This is a genomic window from Pantoea sp. y20 (genome assembly GCF_054903455.1).
Map to the genome: position 1 here is coordinate 1,328,560 of NZ_CM142816.1, position 23,056 is coordinate 1,351,615.

Sequence of the window (23,056 nt, forward strand, 5' to 3'; positions counted from 1 at the left end):
CATGCGCGCCTGGAAATTAAACGGCCTGAATCGCGTGTTCCAGCGCGATGCGCAGCAGCTGGCGGTCATGGCGATATTTGATGTCGGCGGCCTCCAGCGGTTCGCGAATAATTAAACGCTCTTCCACGCCGCGAATATCGGCGGCCGGACTCACCACCACCGCATCAATCACCCGCTTGCCAATCGCTTTCTCCATAATCGCCAACTTGTCGGCCACATTCAGGCTAGCCGCCGCTGGGCTCAGTTCGCGGCCCAGATTGCCGATAAACACCATGGTGGCAGGCGTACGGCGCAGCGCGCGCGCCATCTCTTCCATCAGCAGAATCGGCATCAGGCTGGTGTAGAAGCTGCCTGGGCCAATCAGAATCAAATCCGCTTCGCCAATCGCCTCGATGGCTTCACGGGTTGGCAATACATTCGGATGTAACATCAACTCTTGGGGCGGCTGCTTCATCTCATCAATTGCCGTTTCGCCGTACACCATATTGCCTTCGCCATCCTGCGCCACCAGATCGACCGGCTGTTCCGACATCGGGATCAGAAACGCATCGACCTTGAGCAGATTGCGGATGATGTTGATGGCTTCCAGCGGGCGCACGCTGAGATGATCAAGCGCCTTCAGCATCAGGTTGCCCAGATTATGCCCGGCCAGCTCGCCATTGCCGGTGAAGCGATACTCAAACATCGCGGTGGCGACGCTCGGTTCGGTGATCAACTGATTGATGCAGTTACGCATATCGCCCCACGCAATGCCGCCTTCCGAGCGGCGAATGCGGCCGGTGGATCCGCCGTTGTCGGTGGTGGTGACGATGCCGGTCAGGCGCGAACCTAACGGTGCCAGCGCCGACATCACGCGGCCCAAACCGTGTCCGCCACCTAATGCCACTACGCGATCCAAATCTGCCAGGGTTCGATTCATGTTTCTCCTTTGTCACTGACGTCCTCGCGTTGAGGCGTAGTTGAACTGATGTGCATCAATATCTGTGGTGCATTTTACCGTATCCTGTCGCGAAAATGCGGTGAAAAAACGTTATGCATCAAGATATATAGCGAAAATCACTCATGGATGCTAACCGTTAATCGCGCTACCATTCGTTTTAACCGTGTTGTCCATAATGACAACAAACTCCCAAGCCTGGTTTCCTAAGTCGTTATCGATATGGAAGCCAGGCCGCAGCCTTGAGCTGCCAGGGTGCAGAAAGAAATGACTGCATCTCCCGACTTTGGAAAGGTGTTCAGGTGCCACAATTTACAGATGCCTATGCGCGCAGCTTTTACTATCTGCGCCTGTCGGTCACGGATGTGTGTAACTTCCGTTGTACCTACTGTTTGCCGAACGGCTATAAGCCGAACGGTACGCACAATAAAAGTTTTCTCTCGCTGGATGAGATTCGTCGCGTGACGCGTGCCTTTGCGGCGGCGGGCACGGAAAAAGTGCGCCTGACGGGCGGCGAACCCTCCATGCGGCGTGATTTTACCGACATCATCGCTGCAGTGCGTGAAAACGCCGCCATTCGCCAGATCGCGATGACCACCAACGGTTATCGCATGGCGCGTGACGTACATGCCTGGCGCGCTGCCGGTCTCACCCATATCAACGTCAGCGTCGATAGCCTCGACGCACGCCAGTTTCACGCCATTACTGGCCAGGACAAATTTGCCGAGGTGATGGCGGGAATCGACGCCGCCTTTGATGCCGGTTTCGAGAAAGTGAAAGTCAACAGCGTGCTGATGCGCGATGTGAACAGCCACAGCCTCAGCACCTTCCTTGAGTGGCTGCGCCTGCGACCGATTCAACTGCGCTTTATCGAACTAATGGAAACCGGCGAAGGCAGCGATCTGTTCCGCCGTCATCACATCTCCGGTGAAGTGATCCGCGACCAGCTGATCCTGCAAGGCTGGCAACGCCAGCCGCGCGGCCGCAGCGACGGTCCGGCGCAGGTGTTCCGTCATCCCGATTATCAGGGCGAAGTCGGCCTGATCATGCCGTACGAGAAAGATTTCTGTGCCAGCTGCAACCGCCTGCGCGTCTCGGCGCTGGGCAATCTGCATCTGTGCCTGTTTGGTGACGGCGGCGTGTCGCTGCGCGATCTGCTGGCCTCTGACGATCAGCAAGACGAGTTGCAGGCGCGCATTGCGCACAGCCTTGGGCAGAAAAAGCAGACGCATTTCCTGCATCAGGGCAACACCGGCATCACGCAAAATCTCTCCTTTATTGGTGGCTAAACACAGGAGTTACGGCCATGGGTAAACCTTCCGGCGAATTTGTCGCCTTAAATGTGGCGGTGATGACCGTCTCGGATAGCCGCGATGCCAGCAATGACACATCGGGCGATTATCTGCGTGAAGCGCTGGCTGAAGCCGGGCATCAGGTGGTTGATCGCGCGATTGTGCCAGATAACCGCTATCGCATTCGCGCCACGGTATCGCGCTGGATTGCCAGCGACGATGTGCAAGTGGTGATCGTTAACGGCGGCACCGGTTTCAATAGCAAAAACAGCACGCCAGAAGCGTTGCTGCCGCTGCTGGACCGCGAAATCGAAGGCTTTGGCGAGCTGTTCCGCATGATCTCCTATGAAGAGATCGGCAGCTCGACGCTGCAGTCGCGCGCGGTGGCTGGATTAGCCAATCAGACGCTGATTTTTGCCGTGCCGGGATCAACCAACGCCTGCCGCAGCGCCTGGGAACGCATTATCGAAGATCAGCTGGATGCGCGTACGCGTCCGTGTAATTTCGTCTCACATTTGAAGAAGTTGTAAGCATGTCATCGTTAACTCATATCAATGCCGCTGGCGAAGCCCACATGGTGGATGTCTCTGGCAAAACCGAAACGGTGCGCGAAGCGCAGGCCGAAGCGCTGGTGCTGATGAGCGCCGAAACGCTGCAGATGATTATTGACGGCAGCCATCACAAAGGTGACGTGTTCGCCACCGCGCGCATCGCCGGTATTCAGGCGGCAAAACGCACCTGGGAACTGATTCCGCTCTGTCATCCGCTGATGCTGAGCAAAGTGGAGGTTACCTTGCTGGCGGAACCGCAGCACAATCGCGTGCGTGTCACCTCGCTCTGTCGTCTCACCGGTAAAACCGGCGTTGAGATGGAAGCGTTAACGGCGGCGTCCGTTGCAGCGCTGACCATCTATGACATGTGCAAAGCGGTGCAAAAAGACATCGTCATCGACCAGCTGCGTTTGCTGACTAAAACCGGCGGCAAATCCGGCGACTTCAAGGCGGTGAGCCATGATTAAGGTGCTGTTTTTTGCTCAGGTGCGGGAATTAACCGGCACCGCTTCACTGGATTTGCAGCCTGACTATGCCGATGTCGCCACGCTGCGCGCGGCGTTAGCAGAGAAGGGCGATCGCTGGGCGCTGGCGCTGGAATCCGGCAAGCTGCTGGCGGCTGTAAATCAAACGCTGGTGCCGATGAGTCATCCGCTGCGTGCGGGTGATGAAGTGGCCTTTTTCCCGCCGGTCACCGGAGGCTGATGATGGAAACGCGGATTCGTGTGGGTTCAGAGCCGTTCAACGTCGGCGAAGAGTACGAAAAACTCGCCACCCATGACAGCGATGGCGCGGTCGTCACCTTCACCGGCAAAGTGCGCAATCACAATCTCGGTGCCAGCGTGGCGGCCTTGACGCTGGAGCACTATCCCGGCATGACGGAAAAAGCGCTGGCGGAGATCGTGGAAGACGCGCGTCAGCGCTGGGCTCTGCAGCAGGTCACGGTGATCCATCGCGTTGGCGAACTGTTTCCTGGCGATGAGATCGTGTTTGTTGGCGTCAGCAGCGCGCATCGCGGCAGCGCATTCGCCGCCACCGAATTCATCATGGATTACCTGAAAACCCGCGCGCCGTTCTGGAAGCGTGAAGCCACCGCCGCAGGCGACCGCTGGGTTGATGCCCGTGATAGCGATCATCAGGCCGCTGAGCGCTGGAGCTAGCGCGCAAAATCCTCCCGCTCCGATAGCGGCAGGCCACTGAAAACGTTAAGGTACGGTTTTTTATTGGCGTCAGGGAGCAGGATGAACACGAGCAAGATGATGAAAGGCGCAGCTTTGCTGGCTGCGCTGGTGCTGGCCGGATGTAGCACGAAAAAAGAGCCGCAGGCGCCCGCGCGTCAGCCCGCCGATGTGAAAAGCCAAATCCAGCAGTTGTTGCCCAGCGACGTGAAACAGAAATCCGCCTGGGCCGACGATATCTATACCGCGTTCCGCGTGCAGCAAATTGATGCCAGCGTCAGCAACCTCTGCGCGGTGATTGCCGTTACCGATCAGGAGTCTAACTTCAGCGCCGATGCGGTGGTGCCGGGCTTACCGAAAATCGCCTGGGGCGAGATTGATCGCCGCGCCGCCAAAGTGCATGTGCCGGCATTTCTGGTGCGCACCGCTCTGCTGATCAAATCACCAAATGGCGAAAGCTATGCTGCGCGTCTGGATAAGGTGCGCAGCGAGAAAGAGCTGAGCGCCATTTTTGATGATTTCATCGATATGGTGCCGATGGGGCAAAAGCTGTTTGGCAACCTCAACCCAATTCATACCGGCGGGCCGATGCAGGTCAGCATTGCGTTTGCGGAAGCGCACGCCAAAGGCTATCCGTATGCGGTTGACGGCTCGATTCGTCGTGAAGTCTTCACTCGTCGCGGTGGTATCTACTTCGGCACGCTGCATCTGCTTGGCTACCCGGCCGATTACAGCCAGCCGCTGTATCGCTTCGCCGACTTCAACGCCGGTTGGTACGCCAGCCGCAACGCCGCATTTCAGGCGGCCATCGCACGCGCCAGCGGCATCAAGCTGGCACTGGATGGCGACCTGATCGTCTATGGCAGCGATCAGGCCGGTTCCACCGAACTGGCGGTGCGCAGCCTGAGCAAGCAGCTGGATATGAGCAATCGCGAAATCCGCCGCGATCTGGAGAAGGGCGACAGCGAAGATTTTGCTAACAGCACGCTGTGGAAGCAGACCTTTATCCTCGCCGATAAGATGGCCGGAAAACGTCTGCCGCGCGAAATGCTGCCGGGCATCAAGCTGGAGAGCCCGAAAATCACCCGCAATCTCACCACCGCGTGGTTTGCTCAGCGCGTAAATGGCCGCTATCAACAGTGCTTGACGCGCCGTTGACGCAAACGGGTGTACACTCCACACTTACAGAGTTTGTTAACGTAACCGCTAATGAGGCGCTTCATGGATCGATATCCACGTAATGATTCAATCGTGCAGCAGGCATCCACCTCGCTGCAGACCTACATGGCGCAGGTGTATGGCTGGATGACCTGCGGCTTGCTGCTGACCGCGTTTGTTTCGTGGTTTGCTGCCCGCACACCTGCAGTAATGGAACTGGTGTTTGCTAACCGCATCACTTTCTTCGGTTTGATCATCGCGCAGTTAGCGCTGGTGTTTGTGTTGTCTGGCATGGTGCATCGCCTGAGCGGCGCGGTCGCCACCGCACTGTTTATGCTCTATTCGGCGCTAACCGGATTAACCATGGCGAGTATTTTCCTCGTTTACACCTACTCATCCATCGCCAGCACCTTCTTCGTGACGGCCGGGATGTTCGGTGCCATGAGCTTCTACGGTTACACCACTAAGCGCGACCTGAGCCGTTTTGGCAGCCTGCTGTTTATGGCGCTGATCGGTATTTTGCTGGCGTCACTGGTGAACTTCTGGCTGAAAAGCCCGGCGCTGATGTGGGCGATTACCTATATCGGCGTGGTGGTGTTTGTTGGCTTAACCGCCTATGACACGCAGAGGCTGAAGGCGATTGGCGAGAACATCAACGTCAATGACAAAGAGAACCTGCGTCGCGCCTCAATCATGGGTGCGTTAACGCTGTATCTCGACTTCATCAACCTGTTCCTGATGCTGCTGCGCATCTTCGGCAACCGCCGCTAAACCACGCACCAAACTGTCCCCTTTCCCGCCTGCGGGAGAGGGGAACTCCGCACAAACTCACCGCGATACCGATTTCTCCATCTTCTGCTCATTCTTCTGCCGTAAATGCTTCGCGCGGCTCTCCAGCCACAAATAGAGCACCAGCGCCACCAACAGCGGCAGAATAAAATAGAGCACGCGATAAGCCAGCAGCGCTGCAATAATGGTGCCGTGCGAGGCGTGTTGCCCACTGAGCAGCGCCAAAAATACCGCTTCCAGCACGCCAATCCCGGCCGGGATGTGAATGATCACACCGGCGATACTGCTGATCAGCAACACGCCTAACACAATCGGATAATCCACCTGACGCGCCAGCAGTAGCCAGATAATCATGCCCATCACCATCCAGTTGGCGCAGGAGACCGCAAACTGGAACAGCGCCATGCGCAGTGAAGGCAGCTGCAGATGCTGGCCTTTAACCGTCCAGCGGCGCTTCTTCGCGAAGGCGCAAGCCCACAAGTAGACCGCCACCATCACCAGCAGCACCGCGCCAATGATGCGCAGCGTGGTTTCACCAATGAACCAACCGGAGGGAATCGGCACCATGCCCGCCGCAAACACCACGCCGGCCAGCAGAATATAGCCTAGCCAGTTGGTGGCGATGCTCAGCGAGAAAATGCGCGTAATGGTATTGCCCGGCAAACCGAGTCTTGAGTAGAGCCGATAGCGCATCGCCACGCCGCCAACCCAGGTGCTGAGCGTCAGGTTGAAGGCATAACAGATAAACGACACCAGCATCACCTGGCGCTTCGCCAGCTTATGGCCGCAGTAGGCTCGTCCAATCAGGTCGTACAAGCCATAGGTCAGATAACTCACCACCACCAGTGCAGCAGCGCTTAGCACCACATAGCGGTTATAGCCGACGATCACCGTATAGACGTCTTCCCAGTTCACCTTGCGCGCATACACCACCAGCAGCACAATCACCGCAATAAAAAACAGCCAGGTGAGGATTTTCTTCGCCAGTTGCCAGCGCGGATTCTTTTTCGACATTAGGATTTTGCTCCTGAATTATCGGCTTCAACCCGATCCTGAGTTTCCATTTCGGGTTGTACGGGGGGAGCAACTTGCGACAAGTGTGGCGTGTGCGCAGGCAACCATCCGGCAATAGCCGGGAAGTGACGTAAAAAGTGGAACACAATTACGCCCTTGGTGAGCTGCCACCAGTTGCGCGGCGGCAGCTTGTCATCCTCCACGCGCACGCAGTCCTGCTGAATCAGCAGTTCCAGATTGTCGCGCAGCGTCTGGTTGAAAGCGCGATCGTGCACCATCAAATTGGCTTCCAGATTGAGTGATAAACTCAGCGGATCGAGGTTGCTGGAGCCGACGGTGGACCACTGCTGATCCTGTACCGCTATTTTGCCGTGCAGCGGGCGGCGGCAATATTCATACACTTCCACACCGCCATCGACCAGGTAGTTGTACAGCAGCTCGGCACCGACTTTGACGATCGGCATATCGGGCTCGCCCTGAACAATCAGCCTGACGCGCACGCCGCGCTGAGCCGCGCTGCGCATTTCGCGCAGCAGACGATAGCCGGGGAAGAAGTAGGCGTTGGCGATGATCACATCCTTCTGTGCCTTGCGCAGCATGGCGAGATAGTGCTGTTCGATGTCGTCGCGGTGTTCGTCGTTATCGCGATAGACAAACAGTACCTGCGCTTCACCGGGCATGGCGTTTACCGCCGGGCGATGGGAGCGCGCACCCCACCAGCGCCGCGTGTGCTGTTCGCTGCCCATTTGTTGCTGCACGTATTGGGCAATATCCAGCACCACCGGGCCTTTCACCTCCACGGCATAATCCTGTTTGGCCTCTGCACCGAAATCGATGTTATGTTCAGCGGAGAAGTTGATGCCGCCGACAAAGGCGATCTGTTCATCGATCACCACGATCTTGCGGTGCAGGCGACGAAACACATTGGTGCGCATGCCGAGCACCAGCGGACGCGGATCGTAATAGATAAAGCGCACGCCCGCGGCCGTCAGGCTATCAACAAATCGGTCGGAGAGGTCTGGCGAGCCGTAGCCATCGACCATCACCTCGACTTTGACCCCGCGCTGCGCCGCCTTGAGCAGCTGTTCGTGCAGATCGTTGCCGACTTCGTCCTCAAACAGGATGAAGGTTTCCAGCAGCAGCGTGCGCTCGGCGCGTTGGATCGCGCCTGATACGCGCGGGAAAAACTGGTCACCATTTTCTAACAGACGGAGCTGATTACCGTCGCGCCAATTGAAACTCATAGGAAAATCTCCACCGCTAACGGCGCATGATCGGACAGGTGAGACCAGGGTTTAACCGGCAGCGCCCACGGCTTACTCACCGTAGCGTTGCGGATGTAGATACGATCTAGCCGTAACAGCGGAAAACGCGCCGGGAAGGTGCGGGCAGGGCGGCCGGTTTTGATGCTGAACACTTCCTCTAAGCCCACCGCGCGTTTGAGAAAGCGATTGGCGCTGACCTGCCAGTCATTAAAATCACCGGCCACCACCAAAGGCGCATCGGGCGGCAGCGTATCGATAAAGTCGCACATCATCTTCATCTGCGCCTGGCGATGTTTCTCCTTCAGACCGAGATGTACGCAGAACACATGCAGCGGTTCCGCCCGATCCGGCAGGCGGATTTGGCAGTGCAACATGCCGCGTTTTTCACTTCCGGCGACGGAAATATCGCGGTTTTCATATTCAACGATGGGAAAGCGTGACAATATCGCGTTCCCGTGATGTCCCTCGGGATAAACCGCGTTGCGGCCATAGGCAAAATCGTTCCACATGGTATCGGCCAGAAATTCGTAATGGGAGGTTTCCGGCCAGTTTTCAATGTGCAGCGAATGGATGGCGTGGGTACCCATTACCTCTTGCAGGAAGACGATATCCGCCGATGTGGCGCGAACAGCATCACGCAATTCCGGCAGGATAAAGCGGCGATTAAAGCTGGTGAAACCCTTGTGGGTATTGATCGTCAGGACTTTAAATGAAAATCCTTGCGTATTTTGTGGCATACTTCGACGCGCTCCTTTTCATCATCAACAGCACAAAGTGTAGTCTTTGTCACAAATGGATGGTGTTAAGGGCAGAAAATTAGGGCGTAATCCGAAATTTGCTTTACATTGAGGACGTTCGTCTGGCCTCCAGCCAGATACACTTGGGCGACCTGTTGGGTCTGCCAGGAGAAGAGAATGAAATGGTCTAATCGTGTTCAGATTGTTACCGGACAAACTTGTTTGCACATTGCAATGCACCTGCTGGTGATTGCCGCACTGGTTTGGGGCTGGAAACATAGGGCGCTGGTTGAAGTGAGCAGTACCCTGGTGGCAGCTTATGCGGTGGTATTCATTACCATGCTGGTCATGCAGCGTAGTGCCCGTTTACGTAGAATGGGTGATTCCCTCGAAGAGGTGACCACCACTTACTACTTTGGCGCAGCGATGTTAACGCTGTTCCTGATCTCCCGCTTTATCCATAACAACCTGCTGATTGGTCTCCTCGGCGTGGTGATGTTGGTGGGACCGGCGCTGGTTTCACTGCTGGCGAAAGAGCCGGTTCAGCGCATCGAGAAGAAGCGCAGTTGATCGATTAGGGACCGCAACCCTGCGGACCTGACCAAAAGGAGCCCAATGCGGCTCCTTTTTTTATGGATGCTGTCTGCGCGGAAAGCTGCTAAACTCGCGCCCTTACGCATGGTAGTTTGTGCCCTTTTCACACGTGAGCCCCGCGCTTGCGTCATATCCCTCCTGAAAACTACATCGCCTACGGCGGTCAGGACGGTTCGGAGTAATACACCTGCATGTCATTTGACTCTCTCGGCTTAAGTGCCGATATTTTGCGTGCGGTAGCAGAACAAGGCTACCAAGAGCCGACGCCGATTCAGCGTCAGGCCATTCCTGTGGTGCTGGCTGGTCGTGACCTGCTGGCGAGCGCCCAAACCGGCACCGGTAAAACCGCCGGCTTTACGCTGCCGTTGCTGCAGCGTCTGACTGCAAAACCGTCCACGGCGCGTGGCCGCCGTCCGGTGCGTGCGTTGATCCTGACCCCGACCCGCGAACTGGCGGCTCAGGTTGGCGAGAACGTGCGTGAGTACAGCCAATATCTCGATATCCGTTCGCTGGTGGTATTTGGCGGCGTGAGCATCAACCCGCAGATGATGAAACTGCGCGGCGGCGTTGACGTGCTGGTGGCGACACCGGGCCGTCTGCTCGATCTGGCGCACCAGAACGCGGTTGATCTGTCACAGGTTGAAATCCTCGTGCTGGATGAAGCGGATCGTATGCTCGACATGGGCTTCATCCACGACATCCGTCGCGTGCTGGCGCGTCTGCCTGCTAAGCGTCAGAACCTGCTGTTCTCTGCCACCTTCTCTGACGAGATCAAAACCCTGGCGGAAAAACTACTTACCAACCCAGAACAGGTTGAAGTTGCGCGTCGTAACACCGCCTCTGAGCAAGTTTCACAGCAAGTGCATTTCGTGGATAAGAAGCGCAAGCGGGAACTGCTGTCGCTGATGATTGGTCGTGATAACTGGCAGCAAGTGCTGGTGTTCACCCGTACCAAACACGGCGCCAATCATCTGGCTGAGCAGCTGAACAAAGACGGCATCACCGCCGCCGCGATCCACGGCAACAAGAGCCAGGGCGCGCGTACCCGTGCATTGGCTGACTTCAAATCCGGCGGCATTCGCGTGCTGGTCGCGACCGACATCGCGGCGCGTGGTCTGGATATCGAAGAGCTGCCACACGTGGTGAACTACGAGCTGCCAAACGTGGCGGAAGATTACGTGCACCGTATCGGTCGTACCGGCCGTGCGGCTGCTACCGGCGCGGCACTGTCGCTGGTGTGTGTTGATGAACACAAACTGCTGCGTGACATTGAGCGTCTGCTGAAGCGTGAAATCCCGCGCATCGAGCTGCCTGGTTTCGAAGTCGATCCCAGCATCAAAGCCGAGCCAATCCAGAACGGTCGTCAGCAGCAGGGCGGCGGTCGCGGTCAAGGTGGACGTGGTCAAGGCCAGGGTCGCGGTCAGGGCGGCAACGTTTCTCGCCCGCACAGCGGCAATGCGCCACGTCCGCAGGGTGAAGCGCGTTCCGCGCGTCGTCCAGCGCAGGGCGCAAGCCAGGCTGCGCCAGCCGCCAACAGCGGTCGTCGTCGTCCGGCACCGAAGAAAACCGGGAACGCCTAACGTCATGAGGGTGTTGCTGGCGCCGATGGAGGGCGTGCTTGATTCGCTGGTGCGTGAGCTGCTCTCCGGGGTGAATGATTATGACTTGTGCGTGACCGAGTTTTTGCGCGTGGTCGATCAGCTGCTGCCGGTAAAATCCTTCTATCGTTTGTGTCCTGAGCTGCATAATCACAGCCGCACGCCGTCAGGCACGCGCGTTCGCATGCAGCTGCTCGGGCAATACCCCGAGTGGCTGGCCGAGAACGCCGCGCGCGCGGTGGAACTCGGTTCCTGGGGCGTTGATCTCAACTGCGGCTGTCCGTCGAAGCTGGTCAACGGCAGCGGCGGCGGTGCCACCTTGCTGAAAGATCCCGAACTGATTTATCGCGGCGCGAAAGCGATGCGTGAAGCGGTGCCGGATCATCTGCCGGTGACGGTGAAAGTGCGCCTTGGCTGGGATTCCGGCGATCGTCGTTTTGAGATCGCCGATGCGGTGCAACAAGCCGGTGCCAGCGAGCTGGTGGTGCACGGTCGTACTAAAGAAGACGGTTATCGCGCCGAAAACATTAACTGGCAGGCGATTGGCGAAATTCGCCAGCGTCTGCGCATTCCGGTGATCGCCAACGGTGAGATCTGGAACTGGCAGGACGCGCAGGATTGCATGCGCATTACCGGCTGCGATGCGGTGATGATAGGGCGCGGTGCGCTCAACGTGCCGAATCTGGCGCGCGTGGTGAAATACAACGAAGCGCCGATGGCGTGGCCCGACGTGGTTGCCTTGTTGCTTAAGTACACTCAGCTGGAAAAGCAGGGCGATACCGGCATGTATCACGTGGCGCGCATCAAGCAGTGGCTTGGCTACCTGCGCAAGGCGTATCACCAAGCCGACGGCTTGTTCAGCGAAGTGCGCACCTTGCGCGTTTCCGCCGATATTGCTGATGCAATTGACCGACATGCCACACGTATCATCGCATAATCACCAATACGCACATTTCGTAGCAGCGCGATTTATTGCGCCATATGAAAGACCGGATGTGTGCTCATTATTTCCTCCAATCTGTTAGTACTTTATAACTAAAAAAGTCGCGATCTCTTAGCAGGCTAAGGTTATAGTTATTGTCCATTTTCATCACCGTTCCCGACGCCACTTTCCATGTCTGACGCCGCTGTACTGAGTAACGCTCAGTTAAATAAACGTATTCTCTCCGTCATTGTTTTCACCTTCTTTTGCTACCTTTCGGTGGGTTTGCCGCTCGCGGTGCTGCCGGGATTCGTACATAACCAGCTTGGATTCAGCTCGTTCATCGCCGGATTAATCATCAGCCTGCAATATTTCGCTACGCTATTAAGCCGCCCGCACTCCGGTCGTCTGGCGGATCGCTTTGGTCCGAAGCGCGTGGTGATGATGGGATTGGTGTTCTGCGGCATGAGCGGCGTGTTATCGATTATCGCCGCGCTGTGCAGCGACATGCCGCTGCTGAGCCTGGCGCTGCTGGCGGCGGGGCGCTTGTTCCTCGGCGTAGGTGAAAGCTTCAGTAGCACCGGATCGACGCTGTGGGGCATGAACATTGTCGGTCCGCTGCAAACCGCGCGGGTGATCTCGTGGAACGGCGTAGCCACCTATTTCGCCATGGCGATTGGTGCACCGCTCGGCGTGCTGCTGAATCAGTGGTTTGGCATCAGCGGCTTTGCTGGTTTGGTGGCGATCATGGGCGTTGCCGGATTCTGGATGGCGAGTCGCAAAGCGGGCGTCAGCGTCTCCGCCGGCGTGCGCATTCCGTTTCATCGCGTGGTCAGCCGCGTGTGGATGTTTGGGCTGGCGCTTGGCTTTGGCACCATCGGTTTCGGCGTAATTTCCACCTTTATCACGCTCTATTTCGCCAGCCGCGACTGGAGCGGTGCGGCGTTCGCGCTGACGCTGTTCAGCCTCGGCTTTGTGATTGTGCGCCTCGGTTTTGGTCGCTACATCACGCGTTTCGGTGGCCTGAAAGTGTCGCTGGTGTCATTTGTGCTGGAGTGTGCCGGACTGCTGCTGATTTGGCAGGCCGACAGCATCTGGCTGGTGGATTTGGGCGCGTTTCTCACCGGCGGCGGTTTCTCGCTGGTGTTCCCGGCGCTGGGCGTGGAAGCGGTGAAGCGTGTACAGCAGCAGGATCAGGGTTCGGCACTCGGCACCTATTCGGCGTTTCTCGATTTAGGCCTGGGATTAACCGGTCCGGTGGCGGGCTTGCTGATTGGGCATTGGGGCATGCAATCGGTCTATCTGGCGGCGGCGCTGATGGTGCTGGGCGCATTTGCCATCACGCTGCGTCTGCACCAGCAACACGGCCGCCAGACGGCTGCGCAAGCGCTGAGCGAATAACGCTTCACCGGCAAACCCCCGTGCGCCGCCGTTGTTTACCGCAGTTAAAAGTGGATAAACAGGGCGTAAAGCAACCCCGAAAGTAACACGGATACCGGCAGCGTCAGCACCCACGCCATCGCCAGATTGCGGATGGTGGCGAGTTGCAGACCTGAACGGTTGGCGGCCATCGTACCGGCGACGCCGGATGAGAGCACATGGGTAGTAGAAACCGGCAGGCCAAACGCGTCGGCCGCGCCGATGGTCGCCATCGCTACCAGCTCAGCGCTGGCACCTTGCGCGTAGGTCAGATGGGTTTTGCCTATGCGTTCGCCCACCGTCACCACAATGCGACGCCAGCCAACCAGGGTGCCGAGACCCAGCGCTATCGCCACCACCACTTTCACCCACATCGGGATAAAGCGCGTGGCGGCATCCAGCTCTTTCTTCACCGCCGCCAGGTTGCGCGCGGTCTCTTCCGGCAGCGCTACTTTGGCGCTTTGCAGATGCTTAATGGTTTCGGAGGCCAGATACATGTCGTTTCGCGTGTTGGTCACCGCCTGCGCCGGGATATTCTCCACTGCGCCGTAGCGACGAATCTGATCGCCGATATCGCCCAGCATCATGCCGAGCGCCGGCAACACCTGTGGACGAGTCTGGCTGGTGCGCACGAATTCGGTCAGCACCTCGCGCGGCGCGGGCATGGCGGCGGGCGCCTGTTGCAGCGTCAGCAGCTGCTGTTCCGTCACCTGGGTCAAGGCGGCGACGCGCGGAATCTGCTCCGGCGGCAGCGAGCGGTTCAACGCGTAGGCAATCGGCATGGTGCCGACCAGAATCAGCATGATTAGGCCCATGCCTTTCTGCCCGTCATTCGAGCCGTGCGCGAACGATACGCCGGTGCAGGTGAGGATCAGCAAGCCGCGAATCCACACCGGCGGCGGCTGGTTGCCCTTCGGCGCTTCATACAGCTGGCGATTGCGGATGAAGGCTTTCATCGCCAGCAGCAGCAGCGCGGCGCAGACGAAGCCGACAATCGGCGACAGCAGCAGCGCATACCCGACTTTAATTGCCTGATCCCAATCCACGCCGCTGGTGCCGCTGCGGCCATGCAGCAAGGCGTTCGCCACGCCAACGCCGATAATCGAACCGATCAGCGTATGCGAAGAGGAGGCCGGTAAACCAAAATACCAGGTGCCGAGGTTCCAGATAATCGCCGAGAACAGCAGCGCATAGACCATGGCAAAGCCGTGGCCGCTGCCCGCTTGCAGAATTAACTCCACCGGCAGCAGCGAGATGATGCCGAACGCCACCACGCCGCTGGAGAGCAGCACGCCCAAAAAGTTACAGAAACCGGACCACATCACCGCCACGCCCGGCGACAGCGAATGGGTGTAGATCACCGTGGCGACGGCGTTGGCGGTATCGTGGAAACCGTTCACAAATTCAAAACCGAGCGCAATGATCAGCGCCACGCCGAGCAGCAGGAACGGTATGTAGCTGGTGACCGGCGCACCGGTCTCTTCAACGTCATTAAACAGGTTGATGCCGGCATACAGCAGGCCAGCGATCAGCAACAGTACAAAGATCAGACGTGAGGCAGGGCCGTTGCCGCGGTTAAGGTTCGGGCGTCCGGTGTGGGACGAGGAGGTCGATGCAGGTAAACTGTTTTCAGCCATAAAACACCTCAGTGTTAAATCACGATGCTTGAACGGCACCCGTTAATGGCAGTGTGATACGTGGTTTGTATGACAGAATGATGATGGCGCACGCCCGGTGTCATCTTGCTGCAACATCCCTGTCGCACGCTGTGGATCTGACCGCTCGGGAATGACCTGCTAATGCTCCAGCCCGTACTACCGCTCGCCTCGCTGCCGGACTTCAATAACGACGTCGCCGGACTGATTCATGGTTATCTGTTTACGCCCGCGTCGCTGCCACAGCGGCTCAATGCACGCGAAGCGGCCCAGCTATCGCAGCAGCAGCTGCCGCAGTCGACCTTTATCTGGCTGCACATCAACCTTAATCACGCGCGTGCTGAACGCTGGGTTCAGGACCACTTTGGCGTAGACCACGATTTTTTCGACGAGATACATTCTGCTTCGCCGCGCACCCGTTTAGCCCAGCAAAACGATGCGCTGCTGGCGGTACTCAATGACGTCACCTTCAGTAAAGAGGAGCGCAGCACGCAGAACGCCACGTTGTGGATGTGGTGCTGCCCGCGTGTGGTGGTCACCGCGCGTTTTCGCCCGGTTGGCATGATCGAACGCATGCATCAGCAGATGAATGAACTGAAGTTCGCCGAGCCGGATGCGATGCTGCTGTGGCTGCTTGGCGAGCAGGAAGCGCAGCTGGAGCAAGTGGTGCGGCGTTCCAGTCAGGCGGTGGATGCGATTGAAGAGCGCTTACTGAGTGCGGCGATCAAAACCAATCGCCGCGAGCTGGGACAACTGCGTCGTATGCTGCTGCGCGTGCAGCGTTTGCTGGCACCGGAACCGGCGGCGCTGTTCCGCTTGCTGAATCGTCCGCCCAAATGGCTAAAGCGTGAACCCCTGGGCGAGCTGCGAATTTTCACCGAAGAGTTCAGCGTGGCGCTGAATGATTTGGCGAGTTTGATGGAGCGGATTCGTTTGCTACAGGAAGAGATTGCCGCACGATTGATGGAGCAGAGCAACCGCACGCTGTTTTTGCTGACAGTGATCACCGTGCTGGCGCTGCCGATCAATATCGTGGCGGGATTTTTTGGCATGAACGTGGGCGGGATTCCGCTGGCGAATAATCCGCACGGCTTTTTGCTGCTGGTGTTAGTAGTACTGGCGTTTACCCTGGTGGCGGGTTGGCTGGCGTTTCGACGACCGCGTGATTGATTGACGTTGCGCGATGAATCGCGCCGCTACGGTAGGTGCATATATCTGTAGCGGCGCAATTTATTGCGCGTCTTAACGCGCGATTACAGGCTGGTGGCCGGCTGCGCTGCTGGCGCTGCGCCATTGATACCTTGCGGTGTCATTGGCTCTTCTTTCGGCAATGCGTCAGAAGACTCCTGAACCGGCACCGGTGCTGGCTGCACTTCGCCAGCTGGACCGTTGATTTTGATCGGCATACCGTTACGCGCCTGGATAGCGTTGTTGACCGCATCCTGGTTGGTGCTGGCATCGGCAATCACTTTGGTCACAGCGGAAGTCAGATTGATCGGCACCACTTCGCGTGAATTGAACTGCTCTTCGGTGGTCGACAGCGGATTGTGTACTTCCACGTAGCGCGAACCATCTGGCTCAACGGTGGCTTTCACCGGCTGATCGATGAACTGTACGCGCGTACCAACCGGCACGTTGTCGAACAGCCATTTGATGTCGTCAGCACGCAGACGCACACAGCCGTGGCTTACGCGCAGGCCGATACCGAAGTTGGCGTTGGTGCCGTGAATCGCATACAGGCGGCCGATATAGAGCGCGTGCAGGCCCATCGGGTTATCCGGACCCGCCGGGAACACCGCAGGAATGCTCTCGCCGCGTGCCGCATATTCTGCGTGCATCGCTTTGGTTGGCGTCCAGGTTGGGCCATCTTTCTTACGCTCAACCTTGGTCGTCCAGTTGACCGGCGTATCTTTACCCAGCTCGCCGATACCGATTGGCAGCACGACCACGGTCTTGGTGCCTTTCGGGTAGTAGTAAAGACGCATCTCAGCGCTGTTGATCACGATGCCTTCACGCGGCGCGTCAGGCAGAATCAGCTGCTGTGGGATGATCATTTTAGTGCCAGCTTTTGGCAGATAAACGTCAACGCCCGGATTGGCTTCCAGCATATTGCTGAGGCCCATCTGATACTGTGCAGCAAAGGCTTCCAGCGGAAGTTTGCTGTCATCAGGGACAGTGATTTCAATGTTTTCGCCGATCAGACGGCTGTTAGCCGGCGGCAGCGGATAGACTACTGCAAATGCCGACTGGCTGAACGCCGCCAGTGCGAGGGCGAGTGAAGCGAACGCGCGAATGCTCATTTTCATGTTTTTCAAGTCGTTATGGCCATGTTTCAGGCTTGTCAGTGTGTCGAATCCATCGTGGTCAGTATGACCCGCTGCGCATTATATGTGCATTGGCGCATTGATGGAAATCAGGATTTTTACTGGCTGCATATACTTTACGCAATTCCTTGTCTTTACCCGACAATTCCCTTCGATCCGCAGCCCAAAATGTGAATTTTCACGGCTGCCACAGCGTCACTTCATTACTCAGTTTGCGATTGAGGAAAAAAGCGGCACTGATTAACGCCAGATGCGTCAACGCCTGCGGCATGTTACCCAACGCTTCGCCGTGTGAAGTGAACTCTTCGGCGTACAAACCAAGCGGATTGGCGTAACTCAGCAGCTTTTCAAACTCAAAATGCGCCTCATGTACGCGACCGGCTCGCGCCAGACACTCCACATACCAGAATGAGCAGGCACCGAAAGATCCTTCTCCGCCGGTTAAAGCATCGGCAGGCGTCTCGTGAATGTTATAGCGTCGGACTAAACCGTCGCTCACCAGATGCGTTTTAATCGCGTCCAGCGTCGAAATCCAGTCGGGATCGGTGGAGCTGACAAAGCGCACCAGCGGCATCAGCAGCATCGAAGCATCCAGGAAATTACCGCCGCGCGTCGCGGTGAAATGGCCCAGCTCCGGGTTCCAGAAGTTCTGCCAGATATCGTCGCGGATCTCGCTGCGCACCTTATCCCAGCGGTCGTACGGCATCGGCAGCGAACGTTTCAGGCCAAGGCGCAGTGCGCGATCGAGCGCGACCCAACACATCAGGCGTGAATGCAGGAAATGTTCCGGCTCGCCGCGCATCTCCCAGATCCCGGCATCGGGCTGATTCCAGTTCACGCAGACGTAATCGATCATATCGGACACATACTTCCAGCCGCGGTGCGAAATTGCCTCGCCATATTTATTGGCGAGGTAGATGGCATCCATCAGCTCGCCGTAAATATCGAGCTGCGTCTGGCGCCAGGCATCATTGCCGATGCGCACCGGACGTGAATTGGCGTAGCCGGAAAGATTGAGCAGCTCGGTTTCGTGTAGCTCGGTGCCGCTGTCGAGACGATACATCACTTGCAGATGCGGCGTGTCGTCGTGGCTGTGCTCGACGCAGCGGCCGACCCATTTGGTAAAGTCGCGCGCTTCTTCGGTGTAGCCGAGGCGCATCAGCGCGTACATGCTGAATGAGGCATCGCGGATCCACGAGGCGCGATAATCCCAGTTGCGCTCGCCGCCCAACTCTTCGGGTAAGCCGAAGGTGGCGGCGGCGGCGATGGAACCGTGCTGATGCGAAGTGAGTAACTTCAGTGCCAGCGCTGAACGCGTCACCATCTCCTGCCAGCGGCCGCGATAGGAACTGTGGCTGCTCCAGCGTCGCCAGTACTCCAGCGTGTCGTGGAAACAGTGCTCGGTGGCGATGGTGGCCACGTTAGGATCGTCATCGTTACCAAAGACAAACTCAGCGGTTTCCCCGGCTTTCAGAGTGAATTCCGCCACCGCGCTGTGATTCTCGCGCGTCATCACCACCGAAGCGCTGAGGCGCAACGCCGGTTGTCCCGACGCAAGGAAGGCGATACCGCCGGGCCGCAGTTCGGTGGTGGTTTCGGCGCGCGCGTAGTCGTGGCGTGGCGCACACAGAAGATGAAAGGTGGCGGTGCCGCGTACCATCTTTACGCGGCGCACGATACGCGGCACTTTGCTCTGCTCATCGCAGATCGGCATGTAATCGGTGATCTCTGCCACGCCAGCGTCATCCAGCCAGCGGGTTTGCAGAATATTGGTATCCGGTAAATAGAGCTGTTGCTGGCGGGCATTTTTCCAGTCCGGCGCGAGGGAGAACAGGCCGGCCTCATCGCTGTCCAGTAGCGCGGCGAAAATTGACGGGCTATCAAGCGCCGGCCAGCAGAGATAATCGATGGTGCCATCGTTAGCAATCAGTGCGCAGGTGCGTAAATCACCAATCACGCCATGGTCGTCTATTCTGCGTTTAATCTCGCTCATCGTGCCCCCTTTGCCGTAGGTAATTGTTAACTATAGACGAAACGGCAGATTCGGCGGCCCCGAGGCACAGAAGGATAACTTCTATACTGTAAAGACACCCTCAATCAGGAGAATGTTATGAGCTTAGGAAAACAGAAAGTCGCTGTGGTTACCGGATCCAGTTCAGGCATTGGTCGCAGCTGTGCGGTGATACTGGCCGAAGCGGGTTATACGCTGGGCATCACCTGGAGTTCGGATGAAGAGGGCGCCCAGGAAACCGCGCGCATGGTGGAAAGTCGTGGACAGCAGGCGCAGGTGCGGCAGGTTGATCTCTCCGATCCGCAAGCCGGCGCACAGCAACTGACGCAGCTGATCAACTCGCTGGGGCGCATTGACGTATTGGTGTGTAATGCCGGCGTGATGACCAAAGCCGACTTTCTCGATGTCACCTTTGAGGATTGGCGCAAAGTGTTCAACGTGGATGTCGATGGCGCGTTTCTTTGCGGGCAGATTGCCGCGCGCCATATGGTTGACCAGGGCGACGGCGGACGCATCATCAATATTACGTCGGTGCATGAACACACGCCGCTGCCGGATGCCACCGCCTATACCGCTGCCAAACATGCGCTCGGCGGCTTGACCAAATCGATGGCGCTGAGTCTCTTACCGCACCATATTCTGGTGAACGCGGTCGCACCGGGCGCAATTGCCACGGCGATGAACGATATGAAAGATGACCAGCAAGGACGACGTATGCCGGAAATCCCGATTGGGCGTCCCGGCGATACGCGTGAAGTGGCGAGTTTAGTGGCATGGCTCTGTTCGGAGTGGGCAACTTATACCACCGGACAATCGTTTATTGTCGACGGTGGTTTTATGTTGGCCAATCCGCAGTTTAAGGGGTACCACGCGTAATCAACCGGCGCGGCGGTGATTCCAGTGGCGAATGATGTAACGCAAGACGATGCCAAAAATCACCGCCGCCGCCAGCCACAACAGCGGCTTGAGGTGCTGATCGATCTTGTGCAGCCACGGCGCGACAATCTGTCCGGCAAAGTAGCCAAGCGAGACAAAGATCAGCGCCCACAGCGCCGCACCAATCACGTTCAGAATGAAGAAACGCAGCGGCTTGAGGCGGCTGGTGCCAATAATGATCGGCCCGACAATGCGGAAGCCGTACATAAAGCGCACGCCAATCACGAACAGGCTCGGGTGTTTTTGAATTAGCCGCTTAGCCTTGCCAATTGTTTCCTGATGTTTACTGAAACGGCGCAAAATGCGCGTGCCATAACGGCGTCCCAGCCAGAACAGCAGCTGATCGCCAATAATGCCGCCGATCATCGCCGCCAGCACCACGCCGCTGAAGTGCAATAAGCCTTCATGCGCCGCCACACCGCCTAACAACGTGAACGTTTCCCCTTCGGCAATACAACCAATCAGCAGCGCCAGATAACCGTATTGGGTAATTAATCCATTGATATCGAGATGCAAATTATCCTCCCTGCAAAGTGTGAAATCGCTATTAGTGTATACCAGCGGCTTAATTTGTGTGGCGCCCCGCAAAAACGGCGACGACGATTATACTTGAGCTAACGCTGCCTCCGTTGATCAGGCCGTTGGCTGTAAGGGCAGCCCATCGCAGCAAAGGAGTAAATGTATGAATCATGTCTGGGGTTTACTGGCGCATCCAGGTCAGGAAATGCGCGATATTAAACAGGAAAATGAGAGCGTTTCGCACCATTACACCCATCATGTTCTGCTAATGGCGGCGATCCCGGTGATCTGCGCCTTTATCGGTACCACGCAGCTGGGCTGGAATCTGGGCGAAGGGCAGTTCGTACAACTCAATCTACTGACCGGTATCGGTCTCGGCATTCTGTTCTATCTGATTATCCTCGGCGGCGTGGCGGTAATGGGCCGCGTGATCCACTGGATGGCGCGTAACTATCCGCAGCGTCCCAGCTTGCAGCGCTGTACGGTGTTTGCCGGCTATGTGGCCACGCCGCTGTTCCTCAGCGGGCTGGTGGCGCTCTATCCGCTGGTGTGGCTGTGCGTGCTGGTGGGCGCGATGGCGCTGGTTTACACCGGTTATCTGCTTTACGTCGGCATCCCGGTGTTCCTGAGCATCGACCGTGATGAGAGCTTGCGCTTCTCCGGATCGACATTGGCGATTGGTGTGCTGGTGTTTGAAGTGCTGCTGGCGCTGACAGTGGTTCTGTGGGGTTACGGGCCACGATTGTTCTGAGGAAAGCCTGGTCGGCATCAATGGCGACCTTCCCGCAACACGCACCTATCTCATAAGGTCGTCATTCATGGCGACCTTTTTAACGCCCGGAAACAATCTCAATAAGAAATTTCTCAGGTAAGTGCGTATGATACTGCTGCCAGCCCGCATCCCGTCTGGATTGTTGCGGGCGGCCTGTGTCTCAACACAGCGCAAAACTCCTGACCGGATTTTTTTGACACGATGTCTGCAAAAATGCGTATTTCCTTGCTGTCGCTGGCGCTGTTTGTCGCCGCGCCAGCCGCTATAACGCCCGCGCTCGCTGCGCCGGCGGCACTCGCAAACCTGGCGCCGATTGCCCAACCGCAAATCGCCTCCGGCAGTGCCATGATTGTCGATCTGGAAAACAACAAAGTGCTGTTTTCCAGCCATCCTAACCGCGTACGTCCGATCGCCTCACTCACCAAAGTGATGACGGCGATGGTGGTGTTGGATGCCAAACTGCCGATGGATGAAATGCTGTCGGTGGATATCAGCCATACCGCTGAGATGCGCGGCGTGTTCTCCCGCGTCAAACTGAACAGCGAAATTAGCCGCCGCAACATGCTGCTACTGGCGCTGATGTCCTCGGAAAACCGCGCTGCCGCCAGCCTGGCGCATCACTATCCGGGCGGTTACGATGCGTTTATTCGCGCCATGAACGCCAAAGCACGCTCACTTGGCATGACGCACACGCGCTATGTCGAGCCAACGGGCCTGTCGATTCAGAACGTTTCCAGCGCGGAAGATCTGGTCAAGCTGTTGAAAGCCACGCGACAGTACCCGCTGATTGGCGAACTGAGCACCACCAAAGAAGACACCGCCGTATTCAAACATCCGAGCTACGCGCTGCCGTTCCGTAACACCAATCATCTGGTGTACAAAAACGACTGGCGCATCCAGCTGACCAAAACCGGTTATACCGATGAAGCCGGGCACTGTCTGGTGATGCGCACGGTGATCAACAACCGTCCGGTGGCGCTGGTGGTGCTGGATGCCTTTGGTAAATATACCCATTTCGCCGATGCCAACCGCCTGCGCGACTGGCTGGAAACCGGCAAAGCCGCACCGGTTCCGGCCGCTGCGCTGGCGTATAAGAAGCAGAAATCAGGTTTGACCGCGAATAATGAATAACTGGATTTAAAGCACGCACATACCGTAGCGGCGCAATCTATTGCCCATTGCAGATTCTGCAGGATGCGCAATAGATTACGCCGCTACAGATTGTGCGTTGTGTTGTTAAGCTCATCTGCAAAAACGCTTATCGTTAGCGCCAAAGTTTTACACCTTCATTCCTATAGTTTCAGTGTCGGCAACGTCTTAAACTAGCCGCCATTCACGATCGCACTTGCGTTTATCGGCTGTTATTACGCTGGAATCTCATTCAT

23 protein-coding genes and 1 riboswitch are annotated in these 23,056 nt (G+C 57.4%); of the genes, 15 read left to right on the top strand and 8 right to left on the bottom strand.

The window, feature by feature from the left end; genetic code table 11:
- Window positions 1-16: 16 nt before the first annotated feature.
- The gene (locus tag ACYAC5_RS06160) at window positions 17-919 is read right to left on the bottom strand and encodes a gluconeogenesis factor YvcK family protein (protein ID WP_110865766.1); all 903 of its coding nucleotides are present in this window, start codon (window positions 917-919) and stop codon (window positions 17-19) included.
- Between the two features lie 195 nt (window positions 920-1,114).
- Window positions 1,115-1,251: riboswitch (molybdenum cofactor riboswitch) on the top strand.
- Here ACYAC5_RS06160 and moaA point away from each other — a divergent pair.
- The 7 genes from moaA to ACYAC5_RS06195 all read left to right on the top strand — a co-directional run bounded on the left by moaA (window position 1,240) and on the right by ACYAC5_RS06195 (window position 5,887).
- Window positions 1,240-2,226, top strand: a complete 987-nt coding sequence (gene moaA, locus ACYAC5_RS06165) for a GTP 3',8-cyclase MoaA (protein WP_110865767.1) — start codon at window positions 1,240-1,242, stop codon at window positions 2,224-2,226. (Overlaps the previous riboswitch by 12 nt.)
- Before the next feature lie 17 nt (window positions 2,227-2,243).
- Window positions 2,244-2,759: a molybdenum cofactor biosynthesis protein B gene (gene moaB / locus ACYAC5_RS06170; protein WP_101763177.1), complete on the top strand. Its 516-nt coding sequence runs from the start codon at window positions 2,244-2,246 to the stop codon at window positions 2,757-2,759.
- 2 nt (window positions 2,760-2,761) lie between these two features.
- Complete coding sequence (moaC, locus tag ACYAC5_RS06175) at window positions 2,762-3,247, top strand: cyclic pyranopterin monophosphate synthase MoaC (protein WP_192414225.1); 486 nt, start codon at window positions 2,762-2,764, stop codon at window positions 3,245-3,247.
- A complete protein-coding gene (moaD, locus tag ACYAC5_RS06180; protein WP_101763175.1) occupies window positions 3,240-3,485 on the top strand; it encodes a molybdopterin synthase sulfur carrier subunit in 246 nt (81 codons plus the stop codon). Before moaC ends, moaD begins: the two co-directional genes overlap by 8 nt.
- Window positions 3,486-3,487: 2 nt before the next feature.
- A complete protein-coding gene (moaE, locus tag ACYAC5_RS06185; protein WP_192414258.1) occupies window positions 3,488-3,940 on the top strand; it encodes a molybdopterin synthase catalytic subunit MoaE in 453 nt (150 codons plus the stop codon).
- Between the two features lie 81 nt (window positions 3,941-4,021).
- Window positions 4,022-5,116, top strand: coding sequence for a DUF1615 domain-containing protein (locus tag ACYAC5_RS06190; RefSeq protein WP_101763173.1), 1,095 nt, complete (start codon window positions 4,022-4,024; stop codon window positions 5,114-5,116).
- A gap of 63 nt (window positions 5,117-5,179) precedes the next feature.
- Complete coding sequence (locus ACYAC5_RS06195; protein ID WP_101763172.1) at window positions 5,180-5,887, top strand: Bax inhibitor-1/YccA family protein; 708 nt, start codon at window positions 5,180-5,182, stop codon at window positions 5,885-5,887.
- Window positions 5,888-5,944: 57 nt separating this feature from the next.
- On the opposite strand, the gene ACYAC5_RS06200 is transcribed toward ACYAC5_RS06195, so the two are convergent.
- Genes ACYAC5_RS06200 through ACYAC5_RS06210 form a run of 3 tightly spaced genes read right to left on the bottom strand, consistent with a single transcriptional unit; the run spans window position 5,945 to window position 8,921 of the window.
- Window positions 5,945-6,919: a lysylphosphatidylglycerol synthase domain-containing protein gene (locus ACYAC5_RS06200; RefSeq protein ID WP_101763171.1), complete on the bottom strand. Its 975-nt coding sequence runs from the start codon at window positions 6,917-6,919 to the stop codon at window positions 5,945-5,947.
- The gene (gene clsB, locus ACYAC5_RS06205) at window positions 6,919-8,163 is read right to left on the bottom strand and encodes a cardiolipin synthase ClsB (RefSeq protein ID WP_137385413.1); all 1,245 of its coding nucleotides are present in this window, start codon (window positions 8,161-8,163) and stop codon (window positions 6,919-6,921) included. The genes ACYAC5_RS06200 and clsB overlap by 1 nt, the downstream gene beginning before the upstream one ends.
- Window positions 8,160-8,921, bottom strand: coding sequence for an endonuclease/exonuclease/phosphatase family protein (locus tag ACYAC5_RS06210; RefSeq protein ID WP_101763169.1), 762 nt, complete (start codon window positions 8,919-8,921; stop codon window positions 8,160-8,162). Before ACYAC5_RS06210 ends, clsB begins: the two co-directional genes overlap by 4 nt.
- Window positions 8,922-9,098: 177 nt before the next feature.
- Between ACYAC5_RS06210 and ACYAC5_RS06215 the strand changes: the two genes are divergently transcribed.
- The 4 genes from ACYAC5_RS06215 (at window position 9,099) to ACYAC5_RS06230 (ending at window position 13,436) form a co-directional block, all read left to right on the top strand.
- Entirely contained in the window at window positions 9,099-9,491 is a 393-nt protein-coding gene (locus tag ACYAC5_RS06215; protein WP_101763168.1) for a YbhQ family protein, read from the top strand.
- A gap of 215 nt (window positions 9,492-9,706) precedes the next feature.
- Window positions 9,707-11,095, top strand: coding sequence for an ATP-dependent RNA helicase RhlE (gene rhlE / locus ACYAC5_RS06220; protein ID WP_008102680.1), 1,389 nt, complete (start codon window positions 9,707-9,709; stop codon window positions 11,093-11,095).
- Between the two features lie 4 nt (window positions 11,096-11,099).
- The gene (gene dusC, locus ACYAC5_RS06225) at window positions 11,100-12,050 is read left to right on the top strand and encodes a tRNA dihydrouridine(16) synthase DusC (RefSeq protein ID WP_309835435.1); all 951 of its coding nucleotides are present in this window, start codon (window positions 11,100-11,102) and stop codon (window positions 12,048-12,050) included.
- A 177-nt stretch (window positions 12,051-12,227) separates the two neighbouring features.
- Entirely contained in the window at window positions 12,228-13,436 is a 1,209-nt protein-coding gene (locus tag ACYAC5_RS06230; protein WP_101763166.1) for an MFS transporter, read from the top strand.
- A gap of 44 nt (window positions 13,437-13,480) precedes the next feature.
- Here the strand turns inward: ACYAC5_RS06230 and ACYAC5_RS06235 are convergent, their stop codons facing one another.
- On the bottom strand, window positions 13,481-15,091 hold the full coding sequence (locus ACYAC5_RS06235) for an inorganic phosphate transporter (RefSeq protein WP_462062595.1): 1,611 nt from the start codon (window positions 15,089-15,091) through the stop codon (window positions 13,481-13,483).
- A 162-nt stretch (window positions 15,092-15,253) separates the two neighbouring features.
- Here ACYAC5_RS06235 and ACYAC5_RS06240 point away from each other — a divergent pair, with 162 nt between their 5' ends.
- Complete coding sequence (locus ACYAC5_RS06240; protein WP_280172606.1) at window positions 15,254-16,279, top strand: transporter; 1,026 nt, start codon at window positions 15,254-15,256, stop codon at window positions 16,277-16,279.
- 83 nt (window positions 16,280-16,362) lie between these two features.
- On the opposite strand, the gene ACYAC5_RS06245 is transcribed toward ACYAC5_RS06240, so the two are convergent.
- Both ACYAC5_RS06245 and ACYAC5_RS06250 read right to left on the bottom strand, forming a co-directional pair.
- Complete coding sequence (locus ACYAC5_RS06245) at window positions 16,363-17,415, bottom strand: L,D-transpeptidase family protein (protein ID WP_101763163.1); 1,053 nt, start codon at window positions 17,413-17,415, stop codon at window positions 16,363-16,365.
- Between the two features lie 196 nt (window positions 17,416-17,611).
- Window positions 17,612-19,426, bottom strand: coding sequence for a glycoside hydrolase family 15 protein (locus ACYAC5_RS06250; protein ID WP_137385417.1), 1,815 nt, complete (start codon window positions 19,424-19,426; stop codon window positions 17,612-17,614).
- 117 nt (window positions 19,427-19,543) lie between these two features.
- On the opposite strand from ACYAC5_RS06250, the gene ACYAC5_RS06255 reads away from it, so the two are divergent.
- A complete protein-coding gene (locus tag ACYAC5_RS06255) occupies window positions 19,544-20,320 on the top strand; it encodes an SDR family oxidoreductase (RefSeq protein WP_462062597.1) in 777 nt (258 codons plus the stop codon).
- On the opposite strand, the gene ACYAC5_RS06260 is transcribed toward ACYAC5_RS06255, so the two are convergent.
- Complete coding sequence (locus ACYAC5_RS06260) at window positions 20,321-20,896, bottom strand: DedA family protein (RefSeq protein ID WP_110865775.1); 576 nt, start codon at window positions 20,894-20,896, stop codon at window positions 20,321-20,323. It lies immediately after the preceding gene.
- Window positions 20,897-21,062: 166 nt separating this feature from the next.
- Here ACYAC5_RS06260 and ACYAC5_RS06265 point away from each other — a divergent pair, with 166 nt between their 5' ends.
- Together ACYAC5_RS06265 and pbpG are read left to right on the top strand one after the other, a co-directional pair.
- A complete protein-coding gene (locus ACYAC5_RS06265) occupies window positions 21,063-21,650 on the top strand; it encodes a Yip1 family protein (RefSeq protein WP_101763159.1) in 588 nt (195 codons plus the stop codon).
- A gap of 222 nt (window positions 21,651-21,872) precedes the next feature.
- Window positions 21,873-22,802: a D-alanyl-D-alanine endopeptidase gene (gene pbpG, locus ACYAC5_RS06270; RefSeq protein ID WP_137385419.1), complete on the top strand. Its 930-nt coding sequence runs from the start codon at window positions 21,873-21,875 to the stop codon at window positions 22,800-22,802.
- The last annotated feature ends 254 nt before the right edge of the window (window positions 22,803-23,056 follow it).

What these genes read in the sequence shown, in the direction of transcription:
- ACYAC5_RS06160 (WP_110865766.1), bottom strand. Translation starts at nt 919, where the DNA reads ATGAATCGAACCCTGGCAGATTTGGATCGCGTAGTGGCATTAGGTGGC.
- moaB (WP_101763177.1), top strand. Translation starts at nt 2,244, where the DNA reads ATGGGTAAACCTTCCGGCGAATTTGTCGCCTTAAATGTGGCGGTGATG.
- moaC (WP_192414225.1), top strand. Translation starts at nt 2,762, where the DNA reads ATGTCATCGTTAACTCATATCAATGCCGCTGGCGAAGCCCACATGGTG.
- moaD (WP_101763175.1), top strand. Translation starts at nt 3,240, where the DNA reads ATGATTAAGGTGCTGTTTTTTGCTCAGGTGCGGGAATTAACCGGCACC.
- moaE (WP_192414258.1), top strand. Translation starts at nt 3,488, where the DNA reads ATGGAAACGCGGATTCGTGTGGGTTCAGAGCCGTTCAACGTCGGCGAA.
- ACYAC5_RS06190 (WP_101763173.1), top strand. Translation starts at nt 4,022, where the DNA reads ATGAACACGAGCAAGATGATGAAAGGCGCAGCTTTGCTGGCTGCGCTG.
- ACYAC5_RS06195 (WP_101763172.1), top strand. Translation starts at nt 5,180, where the DNA reads ATGGATCGATATCCACGTAATGATTCAATCGTGCAGCAGGCATCCACC.
- ACYAC5_RS06200 (WP_101763171.1), bottom strand. Translation starts at nt 6,919, where the DNA reads ATGTCGAAAAAGAATCCGCGCTGGCAACTGGCGAAGAAAATCCTCACC.
- clsB (WP_137385413.1), bottom strand. Translation starts at nt 8,163, where the DNA reads ATGAGTTTCAATTGGCGCGACGGTAATCAGCTCCGTCTGTTAGAAAAT.
- ACYAC5_RS06210 (WP_101763169.1), bottom strand. Translation starts at nt 8,921, where the DNA reads ATGCCACAAAATACGCAAGGATTTTCATTTAAAGTCCTGACGATCAAT.
- ACYAC5_RS06215 (WP_101763168.1), top strand. Translation starts at nt 9,099, where the DNA reads ATGAAATGGTCTAATCGTGTTCAGATTGTTACCGGACAAACTTGTTTG.
- rhlE (WP_008102680.1), top strand. Translation starts at nt 9,707, where the DNA reads ATGTCATTTGACTCTCTCGGCTTAAGTGCCGATATTTTGCGTGCGGTA.
- dusC (WP_309835435.1), top strand. Translation starts at nt 11,100, where the DNA reads ATGAGGGTGTTGCTGGCGCCGATGGAGGGCGTGCTTGATTCGCTGGTG.
- ACYAC5_RS06230 (WP_101763166.1), top strand. Translation starts at nt 12,228, where the DNA reads ATGTCTGACGCCGCTGTACTGAGTAACGCTCAGTTAAATAAACGTATT.
- ACYAC5_RS06235 (WP_462062595.1), bottom strand. Translation starts at nt 15,091, where the DNA reads ATGGCTGAAAACAGTTTACCTGCATCGACCTCCTCGTCCCACACCGGA.
- ACYAC5_RS06240 (WP_280172606.1), top strand. Translation starts at nt 15,254, where the DNA reads ATGCTCCAGCCCGTACTACCGCTCGCCTCGCTGCCGGACTTCAATAAC.
- ACYAC5_RS06245 (WP_101763163.1), bottom strand. Translation starts at nt 17,415, where the DNA reads ATGAAAATGAGCATTCGCGCGTTCGCTTCACTCGCCCTCGCACTGGCG.
- ACYAC5_RS06250 (WP_137385417.1), bottom strand. Translation starts at nt 19,426, where the DNA reads ATGAGCGAGATTAAACGCAGAATAGACGACCATGGCGTGATTGGTGAT.
- ACYAC5_RS06255 (WP_462062597.1), top strand. Translation starts at nt 19,544, where the DNA reads ATGAGCTTAGGAAAACAGAAAGTCGCTGTGGTTACCGGATCCAGTTCA.
- ACYAC5_RS06265 (WP_101763159.1), top strand. Translation starts at nt 21,063, where the DNA reads ATGAATCATGTCTGGGGTTTACTGGCGCATCCAGGTCAGGAAATGCGC.
- pbpG (WP_137385419.1), top strand. Translation starts at nt 21,873, where the DNA reads ATGTCTGCAAAAATGCGTATTTCCTTGCTGTCGCTGGCGCTGTTTGTC.